This is a genomic window from Croceicoccus naphthovorans (assembly GCF_001028705.1).
Classification (GTDB): domain Bacteria; phylum Pseudomonadota; class Alphaproteobacteria; order Sphingomonadales; family Sphingomonadaceae; genus Croceicoccus; species Croceicoccus naphthovorans.
Window position 1 is genome coordinate 1,429,010 of sequence record NZ_CP011770.1, and the last position, 21,758, is coordinate 1,450,767.

A 21,758-nucleotide genomic window follows, 5' to 3' on the forward strand; every position below is an offset into this window, starting at 1 on the left:
GCCAACGGTCATGCGTGCCGTGCTAGAGGCGGGCCGCGGAGCCTGCGCCGAACCTGTGCGTTTAGGGGCGATGGAACAGAATGCTTGCCGCCTTTGCCGAAAGCACCGCGCGCTCGCGATTGCAATCGTGGCGAGCGTGAGTGTCGCTGGCTGCGATGCGCCTCCCGATCCGGAAAAGTCCGGAACCGAAGCGCCATCGACCCCGCAACCGCCCGTTGAACCGTCACCTCCCGTCGATCCCGATGCGGCACCCATTCCGCCACAGCGGCTGGCCGTCGATCTGACGCGCAACGAGTGGGCGACTGCCGAAAACAAGGCGCAGTGCGCGCCACTTGTCCTGACCAGCGACGGTGGAGCGAAAGGCGAACCGCGCCGCGCGAATTTTGCAGGCGGCTGGGGCGTGGCCTTCGATACCGACGACGTTCGCAGCGCGTTTGGCGTTGCAGGACCGGGGCTGGTCCCGGCTGACTCAGCCGATGGCCAGCGTGCGCGGATACGCGGTCAATGGCCCTATTTCATCGAGCTACCCGATCTGCCGCAGCCCGCATTCGCCGGCTATGGAATAGAAGGGGCCGCGCCGTACAGCACCGATACGCCCGATGGTGTTGGCGATAATTCTTTGGCTTATGTGCGCGTGGCAGGACAGGCCTGTACCTACAATGTGTGGAGCCGCCTTGGCCGCGCACACCTGGAAGTCTTGCTGCAATCCCTTCGCCCCGGTGCCGTGGAATAGGCACCGGGGCGGTAGATCGATCAGCGCTGGGCGACCGTTACGATCGGGTGGGGACCGATTTCGCTGCGGTCGAACGAGATGCGGTTGCCGTCATAATGACCGCGAACCTTGTCGTCCGATACGTAGAGGCGGAAACGGGTTCCGTCCTTTTCCTTGCCGATGATAACGGTAACATCGCCGCGCTGCTGAGTGGTGTAGCTGAATTCCGTGCCTTCGCGCGTGAACTGCTCGCTCTCGGCCTTGGCAAGGCTGGGCGTGGCGATCAGGGCAGAGGCGATGGCGAGAGAGAGAGTAATCTTTTTCATGAAGCAATTCCTTTTTGCTATGGGATTGCCTCAGGTCATCCACTGTCTTTGTGAGATTTAGGATGCATGGAATGGTGCGTTGCAGCAAATGCAATAACCGCATCTCGGTTGCGTTCTTCGCAACTGCACAATTGACGGATCGCTAACCAGCGGCGCGCAAAGGCGTTTCGCACCCCGCCGGTTCGCGGTTTCGTAGTCTTCAGAACAATCCGGGCACTTCGCGCTGCGCCGTCGTCGGGCGCTCTGGCTGCAGCACGCGGCGTCCGCCCGCCGATTGCGCGCTCTGCGCTCCGCCAACGATGGCCGTACAGCTTCGGCCCGCCAGGAAATCGAGAGCACCGGCAACCGACGCCTCTTGCGGGTCGCCAAGCTGGCGGAAAATGTCGTCGTTGGCGCGGCAGGTTACCGGCACAGTCGTCGCAAGGCCGTCGAAATAGTCGGCGTTGCCGTCGGCGTTCTCGGTCCGGAAGGTGACGACGCGCATTCGTTGGTCGCATGCTGCGTTGTCGAAGCCGTATTGCCCCACGGGCTTGCCATAGGTGTTGGTGCCGACCAGCGCCATGTTCGTGCCGAGGTAGGGGATCATCGAATTGATCACCAGCTCGCTGGCAGATGCGCTGCTCGTCGTGCCGATGAAGGCGATCTTCATCGGGGTTATCGATTGCGGCTGGGGGCTGAAATATTCGGTGGTGTTAAGGGAGGCTTTCGAAGGACGCAGCGTCGTTCGGCTGAACACCTCACCGTTCTTGTCCCGGCCTAGCAGGTTGCCCATCAGATCGGCGATGGAGACAAGCCCCCCGCCGTTATACCGCAGGTCGATGATGACCCGGTCGATACCCTGATTGCGGAAGGTCTGGAATGCCGCCCTCAGATCGGGCTCTGCCGTATCGATAAAGGTGCGCAGGTTGATATAGCCGACCTTGGTCCCGTTATCGTCGATAACCTTCGCGCCATAGCGGTCGGAAACCGGATCAAGCGCATAGTCGGTCTTGGTCAGTGCAACCGTGGATTCTACACCTGCTGCCGTTCGAATACGCATGTAGCGCGTAACGCCGCTGTCCGATGGACCGAGCGCATCGCTGAACGCATAGGGTCCGCCGCCTTCCATTATGTCGAACGTGTCGCGCATGGTTCCGGCACTCGTTCCTACGGCAAGAATGCGGGTTCCACGATCGAGGCCGCCGTTCAATGCGGGCGCATTCTCAAACGCCTCTATCACATAGACCGCGTTGTTCACGGTGTCGTAGCCGAGCCGGATGCCGAAACCGGCCTGTGAGCCGGAGGAGTAATAGGCATTTTCCTCGGCAATCGAAGTTACGTAGGTGAAGTACCGGTCCTTACGCTGATCGCGGGCGGGTTTTACCAATGCGTCAATATAGTCCTGCACCGTCGCGTAGGTGGAGGCATTGACCGATTTGTCGATCAGATCGGGGAAAAGGTACCACTCGTCGATCTTGGCAAGGGCAAAAGCCTTTTGATCCGCGAGCGAGCAGGCCGCTGTCGTGCTGGTCGGCGTGGGTGTGGGCGTGCCGCTGATCGGGCTGCCGCCGCTGCCCGATGAAGATCCACCGCCTCCGCCGCAGGCAGCCAGAAGCGCAGTTGCGGCGATTGCTGCTGAAAACTTCGATGCTTTCAAGGTTTCGTTCCCATCCCGTAGGCGCATTGCCCGACATATGATCTCATATGCAACGACTTAGGTGAACTATTGATGACCGCCAAGTCAGACGATATCGCCGCCGTCGATCAAGGCGCGAGCGATAATTCCAAGGCTGCGTTGCATCTGCGCCAGCGGCAGCGTGGAAGCAGCCGTGGCCGCCAAGTCGGTATCGGGCAGGGCGGGCAGATGTACGAACAATCCCGGCGGCGCGTCGATCCCGGCGCAGGGCCCTGATAAGGCAGCGTGGTAGATATGGTTGCAGACATAGCCGCCCGCATCGTCCGATAGTGCGGCAGGAAGCCCGGCGACGCGCAGGCTCTGTGCAATAGCTGCAATATTGGCGGCGGTTTCATGCGCTTCGGCCATTAACGGATCGGGAGCATCAGGAAACCGGCCCGCGGCGTCCGGCCGATCCGGCAGGCACGCCTGCGTTGCCCGCGCCTCCAGCGTTATGCAGGTGGCGCGGTGGCTGTAGCCGGTCATTATTATCGCCGCCGGTCGTTCGGTCAGCGCTTGCAATAGCGTTTCCGGGGCGCGGCGATATTCGGTCGGCAACAGGATACGTTGCGCTTGCTCCAGGATCGTGTCGCCGGAACTGGGAAGCGATTCCAAAAGCGTCCGCGTGGGATTGTCGGCAACCCCGGGGAACGGCGCGAATGCGGTTATGACGATGGGGCGGGGCATGCGTGAGGCTATCGTTTGCAATTCGAAAGCCGTCAAGCATGGCTGTTCAAATTAAGCGCAGATGAACGGAATAGCGCTTTGGGTGAATGCCTCATGAACCGAAGAATTACTCTCGGTTCATGCTCGTTACTTTCCGAATTAGGGATTTTCGTCTTGTCGTTCAGATCTATTCGGCTTGCCGCATTTTCGCCCGATTTGCTGGACCCGTTTCTGACAAGCCCTGTTAACCTTTCGATATGAAGACGAACGCTCACACCCTCCATTCGGCCGGTTCCGCGATTGCCGCGGCGTTGGCCTTGGCTGCAACCCCCTCGATCGCGCAGGAGGCGTCGCAGCTTCCGCAAGACATCGTGGTCCCTACCGTGCCCCAGACGACCGTTCCGCTCGTCGTGGCCAGCGAACCCGCGACCACCACTACGCAACCGATCGTGATCCCCAATGTTGCAGCAACCAGTGAACCCATGGTTGAGCCGATCGCCGAGCCCGAACCTGTTGCGGAAACTGCTCCGGCCGCCACATCGACATCGCGCAGCACGACTACACGACGCGTCGGGCCGGTTGCTCCAGCCGATCCATCGCCCATCTCGGCGGATAATATTATCGCCGAAACCTCGGCTGCCGACGTTCCGTTGATTGACGACGGGGAGGGCGCAGAAGCCTCCGCAGCGCTGCCTACCAGTGATGTTGCCACGCCAGCACCGATCACGACCGGCAACGAAGGATCGAAAGCGAATGCCGATCTGGTGATGGCGGGCGGTGCGGCTGCCCTTGGATTTGGATTTATCGGCCTTTTGATGGCGGGTTCGGCGCGTCGCAGGCGCCGGAACCGCGCCGGGACGGTGGCCGCCGCGCAGACGGAACCGGTCGGTCGGCTGTTCGAGCCGAAGGACCGTGCGGTGAAGTCTGCAACGGTTGCCTCCGTCCCGGCATCTGAGAACGTGCGCGAAACTGCGCCGGTTCGGACTGCGGCGATACCGGAAGGCGGTTTATCGTGGTCCAGCAAATGGAACGATCAAGGCTACGTCAATGCGTCACCCACCTTGGCCGCTGCACCCGCTGCTGCACTGCCCAAGGATGCGGAAGGACGCCGCCGTTTGATCGACCGGCTCACGTATGCGCAGCCTGACGAGACGATCCCGTTCCACTCGCCAAAGGCCCGCCGCCGCCGTGCGCGCCTGATCGTTCAGACCTTGCGCCAGAAGATGCGCGAGCAGCCGAATCTTGATTTCGGACGCTTCTATCGATCCTTCGGACGGCGCAATGCCTACGCATAAGCGCTTAAAAAGCCCCCTCCGGCGCGTAATCGCCGGGGAAAACCGGGCAAAACGGATTGGGCGCCCCTCGCAGGGGGGCGCCTTTTTCCATATGTCCGAAGATGAACACCGTTTGCTTCAAGAGTTCGATACGTAATGCCCAAGTCCTGTCCCGCCTGGCTCGAAAACGCCCTCGGCACCGCGCACGATGGCGCTGGTGATCTGACGGTTGCCGCCGTTGGCGCGGAAAAGCTGCTGGGCGCTGGCGGACTGAAGCTGACCAGTGCCGCGTTCCAGAGTGGCGAGGGTCTGGATCCTTCGTTCACCGCCGATGAAGAAGACGCGGTCGCGCCGCCTCTGGAGTGGAGCCAGCCACCTGCCGGGACGATGGAAATGGCCGTCGTGGTCGAGGATGTTAGCGCCGATGCGCGTTGTCACTGGCTCGTCTGGGGCATCGCGCCGCAGCGGGGCAAGCTGATGGAAGGCGAAACTCCCCCGCGCACTGGCAAAAACGGTGCTGGCAATTCCGACTGGTTGCTGCCCGCGCTTGAAGATGAGGACGAACATACGTTCGTGTTTCAGCTCTTCGCGCTGGACACGCCTCTTTCGCTTAGCCCCGGTGCATCGCGCAAGGCGCTGGTCGAGGCGATGGACGGGCACGTTGTGGGGGTATCGTTGCTTACCGCAACTTACGCTCGCGAGAAGGAAATTGAGGATTGGGACGACATCGACCTGGAATGAGCCGGGTGCGATCAATCGATCCCGTTTGAAAGGGAGCCAAGAGCATGGCCGCCAAGAACAATGCGATCAACAAGCCGGTTGCGGTTTCTCCGACGCTGGAAACCGTCGTCGGCAAGGGCCCGATGTCGCGCGGTGAAGTGACTTCGAAGGTGTGGGAATACATCAAGAAGCACGACCTGCAGGCCAAGGACGACAAGCGCATGATCGAGCCCGACGCCAAGCTGGGCGCGGTGATCGGCAACGAGAAGATTTCGATGTTCAAGATGACCGCTGCGGTGTCGAAGCACCTCGGCTAAGTCCGTGATTCCGTCCGGCGGGGCCAGCCGATGACCCCGCCGGACCACAGGGCCGCCCAGATCAGCGCCGGTTGCAGCAGCATCCGGGGTATGTGGTAGGCCCAGATGATCGTGGCATCCCAGCCACCGTAGGGCTGTGCGAAATCGATCAGCATGTGATTGACGTTTGCGGGCCAGACGCACAGCGCATAGAGCGCCAGACCGACTGCGCCTGCCTTGCGCAGCGACAGGTTCCACGGCTGGATCAACGCGATCGCGCCGGCCGCCTCTGCGATGCCTGTCAGCAGGATGACTTGCTCCGGCTTCGGCACCCAATCCGGCGTTATTCTCAGAAACGGCGCGGGGGCCGCCAGATGCGCATAGCCTGCGATCAGGTAGAGCGCGGCAAGAAGCCAGCGCGTGATCCGCTTTCCCCCGGTTTCGGAACTGCTGCCTCGTCCATCCATTGGGCCATCATGCGCCTGCACTTGCGACTTCTGCAATGACCATCCGCACCGGCATCGGCGGATGGACTTATGCGCCGTGGCGCGAAGCTTTTTATCCGGATGATCTGCGGCAGAAGGACGAACTGTCCTATGCCGCCGGAAAACTGGGCGCTATCGAGGTGAACGGCACTTTCTATCGTCTGCAAAAGCCTGAAACGTTCGCAAACTGGCGTGCTCAGACGCCAGAGGGGTTCGCGTTCGCGTTAAAGGGATCGCGCTACATCGTGACCCGCAAGAAGCTGGCGCAAGCGGGTGAGGCAGTCGACCGGTTCTTTGCGCAAGGCATTGCGGAACTTGGTGACCGGTTGGGGCCGATCCTCTGGCAAATGCCGAAATCCCGCGCGTTCGATGCCGTAGATATGCGGGCGTTCTTCGACCTGCTGCCGGGCAAGGTCGACGGCTTGGCGGTGCGCCACGTTATCGAAGTGCAGAACGAGAGTTTTGCTTGCGCAGAATTCTACAATCTTGCGCGCAGATGCGGCATTGCGATTGCCTATATCGAGGCTCTTGAAGTGCCGACGATCGACGAACGCATCACGGATTTTCGCTACGCACGGATAAAGACGATGCAGTCGCGGCTGAAGCGCGGCCTGCCCAGGGCCGATCTAGAGCGGCTTGCCGAGAAGGCGCTGACATGGGCTGAAGACGGTGGCGACGTTTTTGCGTTCTGCATTAACGGTGCGAAAGAACGGGCACCTGTCGCAGCGATGGCGCTGGCGAAACGGATCGCGACTGGTTGACTATTTGCGGAGGTCGATCCGGCCCAGCATCTGCACGAAGTACGCGGTCGACCAGCCCAGCAGGATAATTCCGCAAATTCCTTCCAACGCGCCAACCATGCGCCATTCCTTCGTCATCGCAACGTCGTCGTACCCGATCGCGCCGTAGGAGATGACCGAGTAATAGACCGCGGTTTCCAGCGTGGGCAGGGCATCGACGATGCGGAAGAATGCCGCAAAGAGCCAGATCTCAATCCCATGCAGGATGAATAGCGCATAGACGATCGCCAGCGTCATCAGGATGCCGCGCACCGAGACCGGGGGCAGGTGCGTGGCGCGCTGGCTCGATTCGGCGGGGTGGATGAAATGCGTCAGCAGCGCGAGCCCAAGGCCGTGCACGGTAACGCACAGCATAATCATCGCCGTTGCCCAGCCAAGTTGCGGCAACAGCATCGTTATCGTCTGTTCGACGGCTTGTCCTTCCAATTGTCTCCTGCCTTCCGGCCCGACGCAATCGCGGGCCGCCATATGAAGTCATCACGCCAACCGGCGCAGCGTTTCCAGATCGCGCGTGCCCGCGTAAAACCCCTCCAGCACGGCACCGAACTTCTCCGGCTTGCGCGCGGCACGTTCGAACAAGGTCATGCTGCTGCGAAGTTTCACGCTGTCGATGGGGCCGAACATATCGTCGGAAGACTTGCGCCCCCACCAATCCAGCACGGCATCGCAACATTCTTCCAGGCGAGGGCCGAGAACATCATGTGCGACATAGGCACGCGCTTCGTCCAACCCGGAGATACCGTAGAAACGTGCCGTGTCGCTGCGACCCAGTCCGACCAATTGGGGGAAAACGAACCACATCCAATGGGTGCGTTTTTGCCCCGCGCGTAGCTCGTCCAATGCATCGGCATAGATGCCGTCCTGCGCTTCGACGAAGCGCGACAGGTTCGGCATCCGTTCAGTCCTTGTGCTCGGGAAGGCCCTTGCGACTGGTGGAGGCAAAGTCCTCCAGTTCCTTCTCGCTCATCGAATCGTACATCTCTTTCGAGGCGCCTTGCAGGTCTTCGACCTTGGTGTCGCCGCGTTTGGCGGAAAGGGCAGCGCCCGCCGCCTTTTGCTGGGCTTTGGACTGCGCGGGCATCAGTTCGCGGCCTCCAGCTCTGAACCCAGCTTCAGAACCTTGTCACCGTCCTCCTGCTTGATCAGGTAGGCGGGATTGTCCTCGCTGCCGTTTTTCTTGATCTTGCTGCCCTTCAGGGTGCGCTCAACCTCACGTTCGAAGCGCTCCTCGATTTGGCCCTTGGCTGTGCCGTTGCCCCAGCTCCATTGTACATGCTGGTCCTTGCGGAACTTGTTGTCCGCCATCACTCGGCGCTTTCGGCCGGGGCTGGATCGGTCGTGGTCGTTTCGACATCCGCAGCCGCGGGCGAACTGCTCAGTTCCGCGCCGCTGGGCGTCGGATCGTCAGCCGTTGCAGCGCCCGTTACCCAGACGATCGTCATCGCTGCCGCCGCCAGGAACAGGCTGATCAGCAGGACATAGCGTACGATGTGCGGCGTGCTGCCCGCGCGGGCTTCGGTGGTCGTGACGTCGACTTCGTCGCCGTGGCGTTCCATATTCTCAAACTCCTGTGTTCGATCGTGTTGCGACCGGTTGCGGCGCGCGGGTCATGCGCGCCGCCCTTCACACAGGAAAACGGGATTGCCGCCGGTTTCGTTCCGCGCCGATTGGCCGGAAGGGTCCAAATCAGGGGCGAAGCAGCTCGTTGATGCTGGTTTTCGACCGGGTCTGCGCGTCTACGGTCTTCACGATAACCGCGCAGTACAGCGATGGTCCGGGCGTGCCATCTGGTAGCGGCTTGCCCGGCATCGCGCCAGGTACGACGACCGAATAGGGCGGTACCTTGCCCATGTGCACTTCGCCGGTTGCGCGGTCGACGATGCGGGTCGATGCGCCAAGATAGACGCCCATCGAAAGGACCGCACCCTCGCCGACATGCACGCCCTCTGCTACTTCGGCACGCGCGCCTATGAAGCAGTTATCCTCGATGATCACCGGTCCGGCTTGCAGCGGTTCCAGCACGCCGCCGATGCCCGCACCGCCCGACAGGTGGACGTTCTTGCCGATCTGCGCGCACGAACCGACGGTCGCCCAGGTGTCGACCATCGTGCCTTCGTCAACGAAAGCGCCGATGTTAACGAAACTGGGCATCAGCACCACGCCCTTGGCGATGTACGAACCGCGACGCGCGACGGCACCTGGGACGACGCGGAAGCCGGCCTCGGCAAAGCGCGTGTCGCTCCAACCGGCGAACTTCGACGGGACTTTGTCATAGGCCGGGGCACCGGCAGAACCGTCGGGCACGATCTCGTTATCGTTCAGGCGGAACGACAGCAGAACCGCCTTTTTCAGCCACTGGTTCACGACCCATTCGTCGCCCTGCTTCTCGGCCACGCGCGCCTCGCCCGAATCGAGCATGGCCAGCGCCTTTTCGACATTGGCGCGAACGTCCGTGCTTTCGGGCGTGACATTGGCGCGATCTTCGAAGGCGGCGTCGATGGCGGAGATCAGGCTGGCGTGGTCGGTCATGGGGTCTGCGGCATCCTTGGCATAAAGCGGTACGAATTTCGCATTGCCGCCTAGTGCGCAAAACCCACGGGGGCAAGCCGAGCTTTGGACTATCAGGGTTGCACAAAGGGTCTCGCAAATTTCGCGGCGCTATTGCGAAGGTAAATATTCACCGAATATCCATCGTCTTGCGGGTATTCGCAATATCCGAAGGGGTCTGTTCGATCAAAAGGGTACGGGCATTGCAGGGTCGTCGCACATTTCAGTTTGCCTTGTCGGGATGCGCCATTGCCGCGCTGGCTGCTTGTGGCGGTGGAGGCGGCGGTGGCGGAGGCGGGGTGATCTCGACCCCGGCACCCGCCCCGGCTCCAAGCCCCACGCCCAGTCCGAGCCCATCGCCGACACCCACGCCGACTGCATCGTTCAACACGCAGGAATACCGCACGTCCGATGGGCCCGCGCAGCACAATGCCGTGGCCGCCTGGCAGGTCGGGGTGACGGGGCAGGGCGTGGCCATCGCCGTGATCGACAGCGGAATCGACAGCGACAGCCGCGAATTCGCGGGGCGCATCTCTCCGTTTTCAATGGATGTGGCGGGCAATCGCGCCATCGATGACGAGGATGGCCACGGCACGCAGGTGGCCATGGTCGCCGCCGCTGCGCGCGATAACTATGGCGTGATGGGCATTGCCTATGATGCGACCGTCGTGGCCCTGCGCGCCGATGCGCCGGGCACGTGCAGTAATTTCGACCCGACTGACTCTTCAAGCGGTTGCTCGTTCTTCGACGATGACATTGCCGCGGGGATCGACCGGGCGATAGAGGCCGATGCGCGGGTCATTAACATCTCGCTGGGCGGAGGTTCGCCAAGTCTCGCGCTGACCAATGCGATGGTCCGCGCGGCCAATGCCGGGATCGTCGTCGTGGTGTCGGCGGGCAACGATGGCGGGTCGATCGATCCGCGCCTTGATCCCGACAACCCTGATCCATTCGCCAGCGGCTTGCTTGCCGCCGCGCCGCAGAACGTAATCATCGTCGGTTCGGTTGATGAGAATGACCAGTTCTCGGCTTTCAGCAACAAGGCCGGATCGGACGCCAATTTCTTCATTACAGCGCGGGGTGGGGATGTGTGCTGCGTCTATCAGGACGGAGAGCTCTATATCGAGGTCGAGAATGGCACCGAATACATCTACGTCAACAACGGCACCAGTTTCTCTGCCCCGCAAGTCGCTGGAGCGGCGGCTTTGCTGGCGTAGGCTTTTCCGAACCTGACCGGGGCAGAGATCATCGACCTGATCCTGAACGGCGCGCGCGAGGCGGGTGCGGCTGGGGTCGACGCGGTCTTTGGGCATGGCGTTCTGGATATCGCGGGCGCGATGGCACCGCAGGGGCAGCTTTCGCTGGCCGGGACCGAAACGGCGGTGGTGCTTGGCGATGGCACTGGCGTGCTGGGGCCCGCGATGGGCGATGCGGCGCGGCGGTTGCCGCTCTCGACCGTTATCCTCGACGGATACGATCGCGCCTATTCCGCCAACCTTGCCGCCGGAATCGGCAACGCAAGGCTCGACCCCAAGCTGTACGACGCGGTTTCGGGCCGCACGCAGGGTCTGGATGTGAAGGCGGGCGAGACGTCCATCGCCTTTACCGTCGATCCGGGCAGCGTCCGTGCGGCGCAGCCTGTTCCACTGCGGCTGGACGACGAACATGCGGAAAAAGCGCGCCTTCTGGCCGCACGCATCGCAACGCGGATCGCGCCGAATACGCAGTTGGCCTTTGCGCTGCGCCAAGGCGCGCAGGGTCTCGAAGCTTCGCTGGCGGGCAAGGTGCGCCCGGCGTTCCTGCTGGCGGGCGAGGGCGGATCGAACCTTGGCTTTACGGCGCGCGGCGATGGCGCGGTTGCGGTGCGCCACGCGATGGGGCCGCTTGGTCTTACGGTCAGCGCCGAGACGGGCGATGTCTGGACCGACCGGATTGCGCATGACGGGTTCGACCGGGGCCAACAGGCAGGATTTGCGCGATACGGCGGGGCCTTGGACTGGTCGCGCGGCGCGGTCGATCTGGCGGTCGGGGCAAGCTGGCTGGCGGAGGACGAGACGGTGCTCGGCGCACGCTTTGCCGACAGCATCGGCGCGGGCGGGGCGGAGAGCCTGTTCTTCGATGCGACCGCAGGCTGGCAGCCCGCACCGGGCTGGTCGCTGACGGCGGACTATCGGCGCGGTTTCACGATGCCGCAGGCCGCAGGCATGGTCGAAAGCGGTTCGCGCTTTCAGAGCAGCGCGTGGAGCGTTGATGCGCAGAAGGTCGGCGTGCTGCTCCGTGGCGATGCGCTTGGCCTGCGGATCGCGCAGCCCTTGCGGGTCGAGAACGGCGGAATCGCGCTGACCTTGCCGACCGGTTGGGACTACGCGACAGAAACTGCCACGTTCGGCCGCCGAACTCTGTCGCTAACGCCCAGCGGGCGCGAAATCGATGGCGAGGTGCGCTGGACCGGCCCGTGGATGGGCGGCAACCTGACGGCCAGCCTGTTCTATCGTCGCGATCCCGGCCACGTCGCCAGCATCGCGGACGACAAGGGTGCTGCTTTGCGCTGGTACGCGAAGTTCTAGATCAGGCGCCCGGCGGCGGATTGTTGTCCAACAATTCGCGTACGAAACTGACCAGCCCTGTCTGGCGTTCACGCCGCATGCGTTCGGCCTGAAGGATTTCTCGCACCTGCTCGAAACAGCGGTCCACGTCGTCATTGACCACGACGTAGCGGTATTCCGACCAGTGGCTGATTTCCGCGCGCGCGCGTTCCATGCGGGCGTCAATCACCTTGGTATCGTCAGTCCCGCGCGCGATCAGGCGGCGGCGCAACTCGTCAATGCTGGGCGGCAGGATGAAGACCGGTACCACGTCTTCATGCGCGCGTTGGTTCAGCTGTTGCGTGCCTTGCCAGTCGATGTCGAACAGGAAGTCGCGCCCGTCCTTCATCCCGTTCCAGATCTGCGCCTTGGGCGTGCCATAACTGTGCCCGAAGACATGCGCCCATTCCAGGAAGGCGTGCTCTTCGACCATCGTGTCGAACGTTGGCTTGTCGACGAAGTGATAGTCCTTGCCCTCGACTTCTCCGGGCCGCATCGGGCGGGTGGTTGCCGAGACGGACAGGAATATCTCTGGGTCGGAGGCCAGCAGTTTGCGCGCGATCGTCGTCTTGCCCGCGCCGGATGGCGAAGACAGGATGAACATCAGGCCGCGCCGTTTCAGGCCGGGCGCACCGTCGTCTTCGGGCCAGTTCTCTTCGGATTGGTCAGCCATGCGCGCTGATGGCCGCGGCACGGGGCCCCGGTCAAGCGCGCAAAGCGATGTTTTGCCCTTTTACAGTCCGGATTTCTCGGCGTTGGCCATCCGCTCGCGCATCTGCTTGCGCCCTTCGGAGCGGGCAGTGCGCTTTCCGCGAGAGCGATCCCACAGGGATTTGGCCAGAATGCCCGAGCCCACGATCGCTGCACCGGGCAACGATCGGGTGGCGATGCGTGCGACGGCAACGGCGGCCAGCGTTTGCGCCATAGAGCGCCCCTCGACCACCTTTTCGGCGTCATCCTTGCTGTACCGTGTGCGCAGCAGGGCTTTCTCGGTGAAATGCCGCGCCAGCCGTCCGGCACCGCGCAAGGCGATGTCGGTCACGATGAGATTGGTCATCGGGTTGGGGCTTAATCCGGGAATGCGGCGCTTTGGCATTGCGGTCCTCTGTTCTTCATCGGGCCGCCGGACAGGTGGCCCTTATTTCTTCTTGCCGAAATCGACGGTCACCACGTTGGAGCCATCGTCGGGGGGCTTGTATCGGAAACGTCGCCGACGCCCGCCAGTTCCGAATCGTTCTCCGCATCTTCGTGCGGTTCGGGCAGGTCGCTGGTTTCCACCGCCTGGAATTGCAGCCCGAAATCGACCGCCGGATCGACAAAGGCGGTGATTGCCGCGAAGGGAATCACCAGCTTGGCCGGGATCTGGTTAAAGCTTAGCCCGACCGAGAAGTGGTCTTCCTCTACCGACAGGTCCCAGAACTTGTTCTGCAGAACGATCGTCATCTCGTCCGGGAACCGGGCACGCAAGTCTGCGGGGATGGAAACCCCCGCCGCGCCGGTCTTGAAGGTGATGTAGAAATGGTGCGCCCCCGGCAGCTCGCTGCCCGAGGTTTCTACTTCGTGCAATACGCGTCCGACGACGGCGCGCAGCGCTTCCTGCACGATTTCGTCATAGGGGATCAGGCTGTCCGGTGGGCTCTCGCTCATGCGGCACGGATTGGCCCCTTGGGCGGGCCGGGTCAAGCGGGAAAACGGGCTATTCCCGGCGATATTGCTTGCTGGATCGGTTGCAGGGTGGGGGTTAACCCACTGACATCGGTATAAAAGCGAGGCAGGATGCGGCCTATGGTGCGCAAGGCGTCTTGCACCCTGCGGCAGCGCGCCTATAGCGACCCTCATGCGTACCGGAACGATCAGCCGAAACACCAAGGAAACCGCCATTGAGGTCGTCGTAAACCTCGACGGGACGGGCGAGTACGACATCGCCACCGGGATCGGGTTTCTCGACCACATGATCGAGCAGTTTTCGCGCCATTCCCTGATCGACGTGACGCTTAAGGTCGACGGCGACCTGCATGTCGATCAGCACCATACCGTCGAAGACAGCGCCATCGCGCTGGGTGAGGCGTTGTTGCAGGCGATGGGCGAAAAGCGCGGAATTGCGCGGTACGGACAGGCCTATTCGCCGATGGACGAGACGCTGGCCCGCGTCGCTCTCGATATTTCGGGGCGTCCGTGGCTGGTCTGGAAAGCGGGCTTTTCGCAGCCGCGTCTGGGCGAAATGGATACCGAGCTGTTCGAGCACTGGTTTCAGTCTATCGCGCAGGCGGCGGGGATCACGCTCCACGTCGAGCTGATGTATGGGCAGAACAACCATCACATTATCGAGGCGATCTATAAGGGTTTCGCCCGTTCGATGCGGCAGGCGGTCGAGTTGGACCCTCGCAAGGGCGATGCGATTCCCTCAACCAAGGGTCTGCTTGGCAAGGGTACGATAGAGGCCTGACCCGATGCCTTCGCACGTCGCCCTTATCGACTACGGCGCAGGCAACCTGCAGTCGGTAGCCAACGCCTTGCGTGCCGCCGGGGCGGAGCAGGTAAAGGTCAGCGGCGACCCCGAAGTCGTTCGTGTCGCCGAACGTATCGTCTTGCCGGGCGTGGGGTCATTCGCGCATTGTATCAAGGCCTTGCGGGCGATACCTGGCATGGTTTCCGTCATGGAAGAGCGTGTGCTGGATGGCGGCGCGCCGTTCCTGGGCATTTGCGTCGGCATGCAATTGCTGGCCACGCGCGGTGTCGAGCATGGCGTGCACAAGGGGCTGAACTGGATCGCGGGCGAAGTCCTGCCGATCGAGGTGACCGATCCAGCGATCAAGGTCCCGCACATGGGCTGGAACGACGTTGCGCCGATGAGGCACCACGACGGTGCCGAACTGATTGAGCGCGGCGAGGCTTATTTCCTCCACTCTTACCACTTCGTGGCCGACGAGGGCCGCGACATCGCCGCGATCAGCGACCACGGCGGTGCGATCACCGCGGCGATTGCGCGCGACAACATCCTTGGCGTGCAGTTCCACCCGGAAAAGAGCCAGCGCTACGGCATCGAATTGCTCGAAGCGTGGCTGAACTGGAAGCCCTGAGCCTAACAAGCCTGAGAAAGACCTGAGAATGATCGTTTTTCCCGCAATCGACCTTAAGGGCGGTCAGGTCGTCCGGCTTGCCGAAGGCGATATGGATCGCGCGACTGTTTATGGCGACAATCCTGCCGCGCAGGCGAAGATTTTTGCCGAAGCGGGGGCGATGCACCTGCATGTCGTCGATCTAGACGGATCGTTCGCGGGTGAGGCGCGCAACCGCGAAGCGGTTGAGGCCATCGTCGACGCGTTCGAAGGCTATGTGCAACTGGGCGGCGGCATTCGCACGCCCGAGGTGGTCGAGGCTTGGTTCGATGCCGGCGTGGCGCGGATCGTGATGGGTACGGCTGCGCTGAAAGACCCGCAGTTCGTCAAAGACATGGCCCGCGAATACGAAGGCGGGATTGTCGTTGCGGTCGATGCCAAGGACGGCATGGTCGCCACGGCGGGTTGGGCCGATGTGTCCGACGTGCCGGTAGTCGACATGGCGCGCCGGTTCGAAGATGCGGGCGTCGCATCGCTGCTGTTCACCGACATCGGTCGCGACGGGATGCTAAAGGGCTGCAATATCGAGGCGACGGTCGATCTGGCACGTTCGGTCGACATTCCCGTCATCGCCAGCGGCGGGGTGAAGGGGCTGGACGATATCCATATCCTTTCGCTCCACGCGAACGAGGGTATCGAGGGCGTGATAACGGGCCGCGCGATCTATGACGGGCGGCTGGACCTTGCCACAGCGCTCAAGATGGCGGCGCGGGACTGACCTCGCTATGATGCGCGCTTTCGGAGTTTTCGCATGACTGTTCGCGTCCGCGTGATTCCCTGTCTAGACGTTGCCGAAGGGCGCGTGGTGAAGGGCGTGAACTTCGTGGAATTGCGCGATGCGGGCGATCCGGTGGAGCAGGCGCGCGCATACGACCTTGCTGGGGCGGACGAGCTTTGCTTCCTTGACATATCGGCCAGCCACGAAGGGCGCGGCACTCTGATCGAGGTCGTGCGGCGCACCGCTGAAGTGTGCTTCATGCCGCTCACGGTTGGCGGCGGGGTGCGTAGCGCAGACGACGCGCGCGAGCTTTTGCTGGCTGGGGCCGACAAGGTGGCGGTGAACTCTGCCGCCGTCTCTCGCCCGGAAGTCGTGGCCGAGATCGCCGAACGTTTCGGAAGCCAGTGCGTGGTTGCCAGCGTCGACGCGCGCAGGGTCTCGACAAAGGGCGTTTGTGGACCGCGTGTGGATAACCCTGCGGACAAGTCCGGGGATGGCGCTGGGGAAAGCCGGTGGGAAATCTTCACCCACGGTGGACGCAAAGCGACCGGGATCGATGCGATCGAACATGCGCGGCGTTTGGCCGAGATGGGCGCGGGCGAATTGCTGGTGACTTCGATGGACGGTGACGGAACGAAGAAAGGCTATGACCTCGACCTGACCCGGACGATCGCCGATGCGGTTGGAATTCCGGTGATTGCCAGCGGCGGCGTCGGTACGCTCGAGCACTTGGTCGAGGGGGTAACGAAGGGCCATGCCAGCGCCGTTCTGGCGGCCAGCATCTTTCATTTTGGCCAGCACACCATCGCAGAGGCGCACGATGCCCTGCGCGCGGCGGGTTTGCCCGCGCGAAGTTGATTGTCGAGCCGTATCGGCGGTTCGTCGTGCGCGGTCTTGCCAATTTCGTAACACTTGGTTACGGGCGCAACCAAATCGCGCACTGTCCGGACCCCCATCTCTATGCGTACCATTTTCCTAGCGGCGGCCTCGCTGTCGCTTGCATCCTGCGCCACGACGGCGACCGCACCTGTCACCGCCCCCGACGCGGCGGGCATCGAAGGCGACGTGCGTTATCTTGCGTCCGATGCCTTGGCCGGACGCCAGACGGGGACAGAGGGGTATCAGAAGGCCTCGCAATATGCGGCGGATCGCTTTGCGGCATTGGGCGTGGCCCCTGGCGGCGATAACGGCACCTATTTTCAGGCCGTGCCCCTGCGCATCAGCAATTATGGCGATGAAGCGAAGAACACGCTGACCTTTTCCGGCCCCGGCGCCCCCACCGATTGGGTGAAGTTCGAGGATTACATCCCGGATTCGCTCGGCGACGAGGCTAGCGGATCGATTGAGGCGCCCTTGGTTTTCGTGGGCCGGGGCTATGTCGATGCGCGCTATGGCCGCGACGATTTCGCCGGTGTCGACGTCAAGGGCAAGATAGCCGTCGTGATCAGCGGCGCGCCCAGCTTCCTTGGCGGTGAAGAGCGAGCTTATTTCAACGGGCGTGCCTCACGCGAATTACAGGCACGCGGCGCGGTCGGCATGATCTCGCTGCAGACCGAGCAGTCGACCAAGAACTTTCCGTTCGAGGAACTGGTCGGCTATTACCGCCATCACCCTGAAGCGACATGGCTTGCTGCGGACGGCACCCCCTATAACGAGCGGCCCGGCCTGCGCGGCTATGCCGCCGTCAACGTCGATGCGGCGCGGTCGTTGATGGCGGCGCGGCAGATCAATTTCGACGAAGTCGTCGACAAGACGAACAAGGCCGATGGTGCGGTTCCCGCGTTCGACATGAACATGACCGCGCGCATCGGCTGGGACCGGACGTTCAAGACTGTCGAGAGCCGCAACGTCATAGGCCTGATCCCCGGATCCGACCCGAAGCTGCGCGACGAATACGTGGTGATGACTGCGCACCTGGACCATCTTGGTTCGATGGAGGCGGACGACAGCGGCGACACCATCGCCAACGGCGCGATGGACAACGCCAGCGGCAGTGCGATCATGATCGATCTTGCTCGCCGCCTTGCGATCAACCCGCCGCGCCGGTCGGTGCTCGTCACCTTGGTCACGGCGGAAGAGATGGGCCTGATCGGTTCGTCCTACAACGCGCAGAACCCGGTGGTTCCGGCCGATAGCGTGGTGGCCAACGTCAACATCGACATGCCCATGCTGACCTACCCGATCAGCGACGTGATCGCTTATGGCGGCGAACGGTCGACCCTGTTCCCGGTGATCGAGGCCGCGACCACGCGTGCTGGCGTTGCGCTGGCACAGGACCCCAACCCGGATGAGGCTTTCTTCGTCCGTTCGGACCACTATTCCTATATCAAGGAAGGTGTGCCCTCCGTCTATCTCGATAGCGGACCGGGCAACGGCGGTCAGGAAGCGCTGCTCTCGTTCATCGAGGCGCACTACCATCAACCGTCTGACGAGGTAGACCTGATCGACTACGATCAGGCCGCGCGTTTCGCCGATCTCGGGTATGAGATCGCATTCGGTATCGCGAATATGGACACGCGACCGGTGTGGAAGAAAGGTGACTTCTTCGGCACTGCCTTCGACGGCCCGATGGCTCCCTAAAGCCGGGCTAATTCTCCTCGATAGTCGCTGTCCATCTGCGGTGGGGCGGGCTGCATGCCCCCCCCAATGGCTCGTCCCACCGCAGAAAATTTCTGACGTCCGCCGCTGTTCCGCCGCCCGGTCCATTGCCGTGGGCGGCCCCTGCGCCTACGTCTCGCTGCGCCACGCCGGTCCGGTCCGGCACGAAGGGGGCTGATCATGCATGAAGGCGGTGCCGGCGGTATGCTGTCAGAGGGGGTGATCCTCCTTGGCTTCGCGCTGGCCTTCGTGCTGCTTTTCCGCCGCCTCGGGCTGGGGGCGACGCTGGGTTATCTGGTCGCGGGCGCAGTCGTCGGGCCGCAGGTGCTGGGCCTTGTCGGCGGGGCAGAGGCCAAGATCAACATCGCCGAACTCGGCATTACGCTGCTGCTATTCATCGTCGGTCTGGAACTCGCGCCAAGCCGGTTGTGGCGGATGCGGCGCGAGATTTTCGGCTTGGGGCTAGCACAGGTCGCCCTGTGCGGTCTGGCGGTCAGTGCGGTGATCTATACCTTCACCGGCTTCAGCCTTGCCGCATCGCTGGCCATCGGGCTGCCTCTAGGCTTGTCCTCGACTGCCCAGGTCCTGCCGATGCTGCAAAGTGCAGGACGCTTGCGAACTCCGTTTGGGGAGCGGGCCTTCGCGATCCTGCTTTTCCAGGACTTGTCGCTGATCCCGCTAATCACGATCATCGCCGCGCTCAGCCGCAATCCGGAGGTGCAGGAAGGCCCGCCGGGTTGGCAGCTTGCGGTAATCTCTGTCGTCGCGATCGCGGGTCTGATCCTTGCGGGCCGCTTCCTGATCCGCCCGCTGTTCCGCCTGATCGGCGTATTGGGAGAGCGGGAGATGTTTGTCGTCGCCGCGCTGTTCACGATCGTTGCGGCGGCGGCCTTGATGCAGATGCTCGGCCTGTCGACCGCGCTCGGTGCATTCATCGCAGGGGTCATGCTGGCCAGTTCACCATATCGGCATGAGCTGGAGGCGGACGTTGAGCCGTTTCGCTCCATCCTGCTCGGCCTGTTCTTTCTGTCGATCGGAATGCTGCTAGACCTCAGCGCCATTGCCGAGCGGCCTGCCTTCGTCGCGCTGATGGCGCTGGCGCTGATCGCGACCAAGACGGCGGTCATCTTCGCTATCGGCCTGCTGATCCGTATGGAATGGCGCAACGCGCTCGCCTTGGGCCTCTTGCTCAGTCAGGGCGGCGAATTCGGGTTTGTGTTGTTCGCACAGGCGCAGGACGGATTGCTGATTGCGCCAGAGGCGGCGAGCCTGTTCGGGGCGGTAGTCACGATATCGATGGCGGCGACGCCGTTCCTTATGATGATTATGAAACGCTTTCGCGCCGCGCCGGATGCTGGCGCAGAGCGTGAAGGGCCGAGTGCTGACGGGGCCAGTGCTGTCGTCGTCGGCTATGGCCGTTTTGGCCAGACGGTGGCGCAGATGCTGGTCGCGGCGGGTATTCGCGTCACGATCATCGATAGCGATGTCGAGATGATCGACGTGGCCAACAATTTTGGCGCGCGCGTCTATTTCGGCGATGGCACGCGCATAGACCTGTTGCGGCAGGCGGGGGCACACGATGCGCGCGCGGTGCTGTTCTGTATGGACGGGGAAGGGGCCGGACCCGACCTAATCTCTGCAGTGCGCGAACATTTCCCCGATACCGCGATCTTCGTCCGCGCCTTCGACCGGCGCGGCGTGATCCGGCTGGCCGGAACGCCGGCGGACTTCGTGGTGCGCGAAATGTTCGAAAGTGCGATCGCCATGGCGCGCAAGGCGCTGGAAAAGCTGGGCGAGAGCCTTGAGGCCATCGACGAGGCGGAGAGCGCCTATCGCGAGCGGGACTGCGACCGGATGGAGCAACAGATCAGCAGCGGCGACCTGCGAAGCGCGCGCGATCGCATCTTCGTGCAGGAAGATTGAGCGGTGGTTGAGCCCCGGCTGTTGCTTTTGGCCGAGGCTCGCGTCAAAGCCTGACGCATGACCGACAAGACCCTGTCCACGCTGCACCGCTTGACCGCCACGATCGAGAGTCGCAAGGGCGGCAATCCGAACGAAAGCTATGTCGCAAAGCTGTTCGATCGCGGCCCCGACTATGCCGCGCGCAAGCTGGGTGAGGAGGCGGTTGAAACCGTCGTCGCCGCGCTGGCCGGTTCGGACGAGGAACTGGTGGGCGAAGCGGCGGACGTGATCTTCCACCTTGCCGTCGTGCTGGCATCGCGCGACCTGACGCTTGCCGACGCGCTGGCCGAACTGGACCGGCGCGAAGGCGTGTCGGGCATCGTGGAGAAGGCATCGAGGACTCCGGAATGAGCCCCGTCGACCCCAAGGCACCCTACGACGATAACAACATCTTCGCGAAGATCCTGCGTGGCGAACTGCCCTGCACGAAGGTGTACGAGGACGAATGGGCCTTCGCCTTCGAAGACATTGCCCCCGTCGCGCCGATCCACGTGCTGGTCGTGCCGAAGGGCAAGTACGTCAGCTGGGACGATTTTTCCGAACGCGCCCCGGCGGAAGAGATCGCCGGTTTTGTCCGCGCCGTGGGCAAGATCGCACGCGACATGGAACTCGTCGATGCGGGTTATCGCCTGATCAACAACATCGGTCCGCAAGGCGGGCAGATCGTGCCGCACCTGCATGTCCACCTGCTGGGTGGGCGGGTCATGGGCCCGATGTTGACGCCGGGCTGAGCCACATCATCGCCGGATTTCTGAATCGCCGATGAATCCGGCCTTCCACAGGCAAAAATAAGCCGCTTGTGCGACGAATCGAGGCGCGGCTATGAAACCGCCTGCCATGTCAGAGCCGCTTCCGACACCGATCACCGGATCGTTACGCGACGGCGTGCATTACTACCCCGTGCGCGTTTTCTATGAGGATACGGACCTGACCGGCGTCGTCTATCATGCCAACTATCTACGCTGGTTCGAACGGGCCCGTTCGGACCTGCTTGACGTGTTGGGCGTGGATCAGCGTGCCGCGATGGAGGCGGGCGAGGGGCATTACGCCATCTCCGACTTGTCGATCCGCTATGCCGCCCCAGCGCGGCTGAGCGATGCGGTGCTGGTCGAGACGCGGTCAAACCGTATCGCCCGCTCATTCGTTGAGATGAACCAGCGCGCCACCCGCGATGGCGACCTGCTGGCAGAGATGGACATTCGCGTCGCATTCGTTTCCCCCGAAGGCCGCCCGCGTCGTCAGCCCGAAAGCTGGCTTGCCGCCTTCGACACTCTTTCCCCTTTGACCTGAGGCCAC

28 protein-coding genes and 1 pseudogene are annotated in these 21,758 nt (G+C 62.8%); 16 read left to right on the plus strand and 13 right to left on the minus strand.

Annotated features, from left to right (window positions below):
- Positions 1-136 precede the first annotated feature (136 nt).
- Entirely contained in the window at positions 137-733 is a 597-nt protein-coding gene (locus AB433_RS07185; protein WP_156170717.1) for a hypothetical protein, read from the plus strand.
- A gap of 20 nt (positions 734-753) precedes the next feature.
- Here the strand turns inward: AB433_RS07185 and AB433_RS07190 are convergent, their stop codons facing one another.
- The 3 genes from AB433_RS07190 to AB433_RS07200 form a co-directional block, all read right to left on the minus strand.
- A complete protein-coding gene (locus AB433_RS07190; protein WP_047820501.1) occupies positions 754-1,038 on the minus strand; it encodes a LamG domain-containing protein in 285 nt (94 codons plus the stop codon).
- 199 nt (positions 1,039-1,237) lie between these two features.
- A complete protein-coding gene (locus AB433_RS07195; protein ID WP_047823544.1) occupies positions 1,238-2,674 on the minus strand; it encodes a S41 family peptidase in 1,437 nt (478 codons plus the stop codon).
- 84 nt (positions 2,675-2,758) lie between these two features.
- A complete protein-coding gene (locus tag AB433_RS07200; protein WP_047820502.1) occupies positions 2,759-3,379 on the minus strand; it encodes a pyroglutamyl-peptidase I in 621 nt (206 codons plus the stop codon).
- Positions 3,380-3,675: 296 nt separating this feature from the next.
- Here AB433_RS07200 and AB433_RS07205 point away from each other — a divergent pair, with 296 nt between their 5' ends.
- The 3 genes from AB433_RS07205 to AB433_RS07215 all read left to right on the plus strand — a co-directional run bounded on the left by AB433_RS07205 (position 3,676) and on the right by AB433_RS07215 (position 5,669).
- Positions 3,676-4,653 carry a hypothetical protein gene (locus AB433_RS07205; RefSeq protein WP_169749314.1) on the plus strand — a complete coding sequence of 326 codons (978 nt, stop codon included), beginning with the start codon at positions 3,676-3,678 and terminating at the stop codon, positions 4,651-4,653.
- Positions 4,654-4,788: 135 nt separating this feature from the next.
- Positions 4,789-5,373: a YbhB/YbcL family Raf kinase inhibitor-like protein gene (locus AB433_RS07210; RefSeq protein WP_047820504.1), complete on the plus strand. Its 585-nt coding sequence runs from the start codon at positions 4,789-4,791 to the stop codon at positions 5,371-5,373.
- Positions 5,374-5,417: 44 nt separating this feature from the next.
- Positions 5,418-5,669 carry an SWIB/MDM2 domain-containing protein gene (locus tag AB433_RS07215; protein WP_047820505.1) on the plus strand — a complete coding sequence of 84 codons (252 nt, stop codon included), beginning with the start codon at positions 5,418-5,420 and terminating at the stop codon, positions 5,667-5,669.
- On the opposite strand, the gene AB433_RS07220 is transcribed toward AB433_RS07215, so the two are convergent.
- Entirely contained in the window at positions 5,666-6,115 is a 450-nt protein-coding gene (locus tag AB433_RS07220) for a DoxX family protein (RefSeq protein ID WP_047820506.1), read from the minus strand. The two genes, AB433_RS07215 and AB433_RS07220, sit on opposite strands and share 4 nt — an antisense overlap.
- Before the next feature lie 35 nt (positions 6,116-6,150).
- Here AB433_RS07220 and AB433_RS07225 point away from each other — a divergent pair, with 35 nt between their 5' ends.
- Positions 6,151-6,894 (plus strand): DUF72 domain-containing protein, encoded by a 744-nt coding sequence (locus AB433_RS07225; RefSeq protein WP_047820507.1) that lies wholly within the window; start codon positions 6,151-6,153, stop codon positions 6,892-6,894.
- On the opposite strand, the gene AB433_RS07230 is transcribed toward AB433_RS07225, so the two are convergent.
- From AB433_RS07230 to dapD, 6 genes are all read right to left on the minus strand, one after another.
- Positions 6,895-7,401 carry a potassium channel family protein gene (locus AB433_RS07230; RefSeq protein WP_082134826.1) on the minus strand — a complete coding sequence of 169 codons (507 nt, stop codon included), beginning with the start codon at positions 7,399-7,401 and terminating at the stop codon, positions 6,895-6,897.
- Between the two features lie 9 nt (positions 7,402-7,410).
- Positions 7,411-7,827 carry a DUF1810 domain-containing protein gene (locus AB433_RS07235; protein WP_047820508.1) on the minus strand — a complete coding sequence of 139 codons (417 nt, stop codon included), beginning with the start codon at positions 7,825-7,827 and terminating at the stop codon, positions 7,411-7,413.
- 4 nt (positions 7,828-7,831) lie between these two features.
- Positions 7,832-8,014: a DUF3008 family protein gene (locus AB433_RS07240; protein WP_047820509.1), complete on the minus strand. Its 183-nt coding sequence runs from the start codon at positions 8,012-8,014 to the stop codon at positions 7,832-7,834.
- Positions 8,014-8,238, minus strand: coding sequence for a hypervirulence associated TUDOR domain-containing protein (locus tag AB433_RS07245; protein WP_047820510.1), 225 nt, complete (start codon positions 8,236-8,238; stop codon positions 8,014-8,016). The genes AB433_RS07240 and AB433_RS07245 overlap by 1 nt, the downstream gene beginning before the upstream one ends.
- Positions 8,238-8,489, minus strand: coding sequence for a hypothetical protein (locus AB433_RS07250; protein WP_047820511.1), 252 nt, complete (start codon positions 8,487-8,489; stop codon positions 8,238-8,240). The genes AB433_RS07245 and AB433_RS07250 overlap by 1 nt, the downstream gene beginning before the upstream one ends.
- Positions 8,490-8,619: 130 nt before the next feature.
- Positions 8,620-9,462, minus strand: coding sequence for a 2,3,4,5-tetrahydropyridine-2,6-dicarboxylate N-succinyltransferase (gene dapD / locus AB433_RS07255; RefSeq protein ID WP_047820512.1), 843 nt, complete (start codon positions 9,460-9,462; stop codon positions 8,620-8,622).
- A 167-nt stretch (positions 9,463-9,629) separates the two neighbouring features.
- Between dapD and AB433_RS20420 the strand changes: the two genes are divergently transcribed.
- Together AB433_RS20420 and AB433_RS20425 are read left to right on the plus strand one after the other, a co-directional pair.
- Positions 9,630-10,697 carry a S8 family peptidase gene (locus AB433_RS20420; RefSeq protein WP_218916927.1) on the plus strand — a complete coding sequence of 356 codons (1,068 nt, stop codon included), beginning with the start codon at positions 9,630-9,632 and terminating at the stop codon, positions 10,695-10,697.
- Positions 10,698-10,817: 120 nt separating this feature from the next.
- Entirely contained in the window at positions 10,818-12,047 is a 1,230-nt protein-coding gene (locus AB433_RS20425; RefSeq protein WP_053059038.1) for a hypothetical protein, read from the plus strand.
- 1 nt (position 12,048) lies between these two features.
- Here the strand turns inward: AB433_RS20425 and gmk are convergent, their stop codons facing one another.
- From gmk to AB433_RS07275, 3 genes and pseudogenes are all read right to left on the minus strand, one after another.
- Positions 12,049-12,738: a guanylate kinase gene (gene gmk, locus AB433_RS07265; RefSeq protein ID WP_047820513.1), complete on the minus strand. Its 690-nt coding sequence runs from the start codon at positions 12,736-12,738 to the stop codon at positions 12,049-12,051.
- 60 nt (positions 12,739-12,798) lie between these two features.
- A complete protein-coding gene (locus tag AB433_RS07270) occupies positions 12,799-13,161 on the minus strand; it encodes a hypothetical protein (RefSeq protein ID WP_047820514.1) in 363 nt (120 codons plus the stop codon).
- Positions 13,162-13,203: 42 nt separating this feature from the next.
- Positions 13,204-13,712: pseudogene (locus AB433_RS07275) on the minus strand (SspB family protein).
- A 190-nt stretch (positions 13,713-13,902) separates the two neighbouring features.
- Here AB433_RS07275 and hisB point away from each other — a divergent pair.
- The 9 genes from hisB (at position 13,903) to AB433_RS07320 (ending at position 21,752) form a co-directional block, all read left to right on the plus strand.
- Complete coding sequence (hisB, locus tag AB433_RS07280) at positions 13,903-14,511, plus strand: imidazoleglycerol-phosphate dehydratase HisB (protein WP_047820515.1); 609 nt, start codon at positions 13,903-13,905, stop codon at positions 14,509-14,511.
- 4 nt (positions 14,512-14,515) lie between these two features.
- On the plus strand, positions 14,516-15,145 hold the full coding sequence (gene hisH, locus AB433_RS07285) for an imidazole glycerol phosphate synthase subunit HisH (RefSeq protein ID WP_047820516.1): 630 nt from the start codon (positions 14,516-14,518) through the stop codon (positions 15,143-15,145).
- A 28-nt stretch (positions 15,146-15,173) separates the two neighbouring features.
- Entirely contained in the window at positions 15,174-15,902 is a 729-nt protein-coding gene (gene hisA, locus AB433_RS07290; protein WP_047820517.1) for a 1-(5-phosphoribosyl)-5-[(5-phosphoribosylamino)methylideneamino]imidazole-4-carboxamide isomerase, read from the plus strand.
- Positions 15,903-15,935: 33 nt separating this feature from the next.
- Positions 15,936-16,760, plus strand: coding sequence for an imidazole glycerol phosphate synthase subunit HisF (gene hisF / locus AB433_RS07295; RefSeq protein ID WP_047820518.1), 825 nt, complete (start codon positions 15,936-15,938; stop codon positions 16,758-16,760).
- A gap of 102 nt (positions 16,761-16,862) precedes the next feature.
- Positions 16,863-18,482 carry a M28 family metallopeptidase gene (locus AB433_RS07300; protein WP_047820519.1) on the plus strand — a complete coding sequence of 540 codons (1,620 nt, stop codon included), beginning with the start codon at positions 16,863-16,865 and terminating at the stop codon, positions 18,480-18,482.
- A gap of 198 nt (positions 18,483-18,680) precedes the next feature.
- Complete coding sequence (locus tag AB433_RS07305) at positions 18,681-20,423, plus strand: cation:proton antiporter domain-containing protein (protein ID WP_047820520.1); 1,743 nt, start codon at positions 18,681-18,683, stop codon at positions 20,421-20,423.
- A gap of 57 nt (positions 20,424-20,480) precedes the next feature.
- Positions 20,481-20,813 (plus strand): phosphoribosyl-ATP diphosphatase, encoded by a 333-nt coding sequence (locus AB433_RS07310; RefSeq protein ID WP_156170719.1) that lies wholly within the window; start codon positions 20,481-20,483, stop codon positions 20,811-20,813.
- Positions 20,810-21,193 carry a histidine triad nucleotide-binding protein gene (locus AB433_RS07315; protein ID WP_047820521.1) on the plus strand — a complete coding sequence of 128 codons (384 nt, stop codon included), beginning with the start codon at positions 20,810-20,812 and terminating at the stop codon, positions 21,191-21,193. The genes AB433_RS07310 and AB433_RS07315 overlap by 4 nt, the downstream gene beginning before the upstream one ends.
- 91 nt (positions 21,194-21,284) lie before the next feature.
- Positions 21,285-21,752 carry a YbgC/FadM family acyl-CoA thioesterase gene (locus AB433_RS07320; RefSeq protein ID WP_245626614.1) on the plus strand — a complete coding sequence of 156 codons (468 nt, stop codon included), beginning with the start codon at positions 21,285-21,287 and terminating at the stop codon, positions 21,750-21,752.
- Positions 21,753-21,758 lie beyond the last annotated feature (6 nt).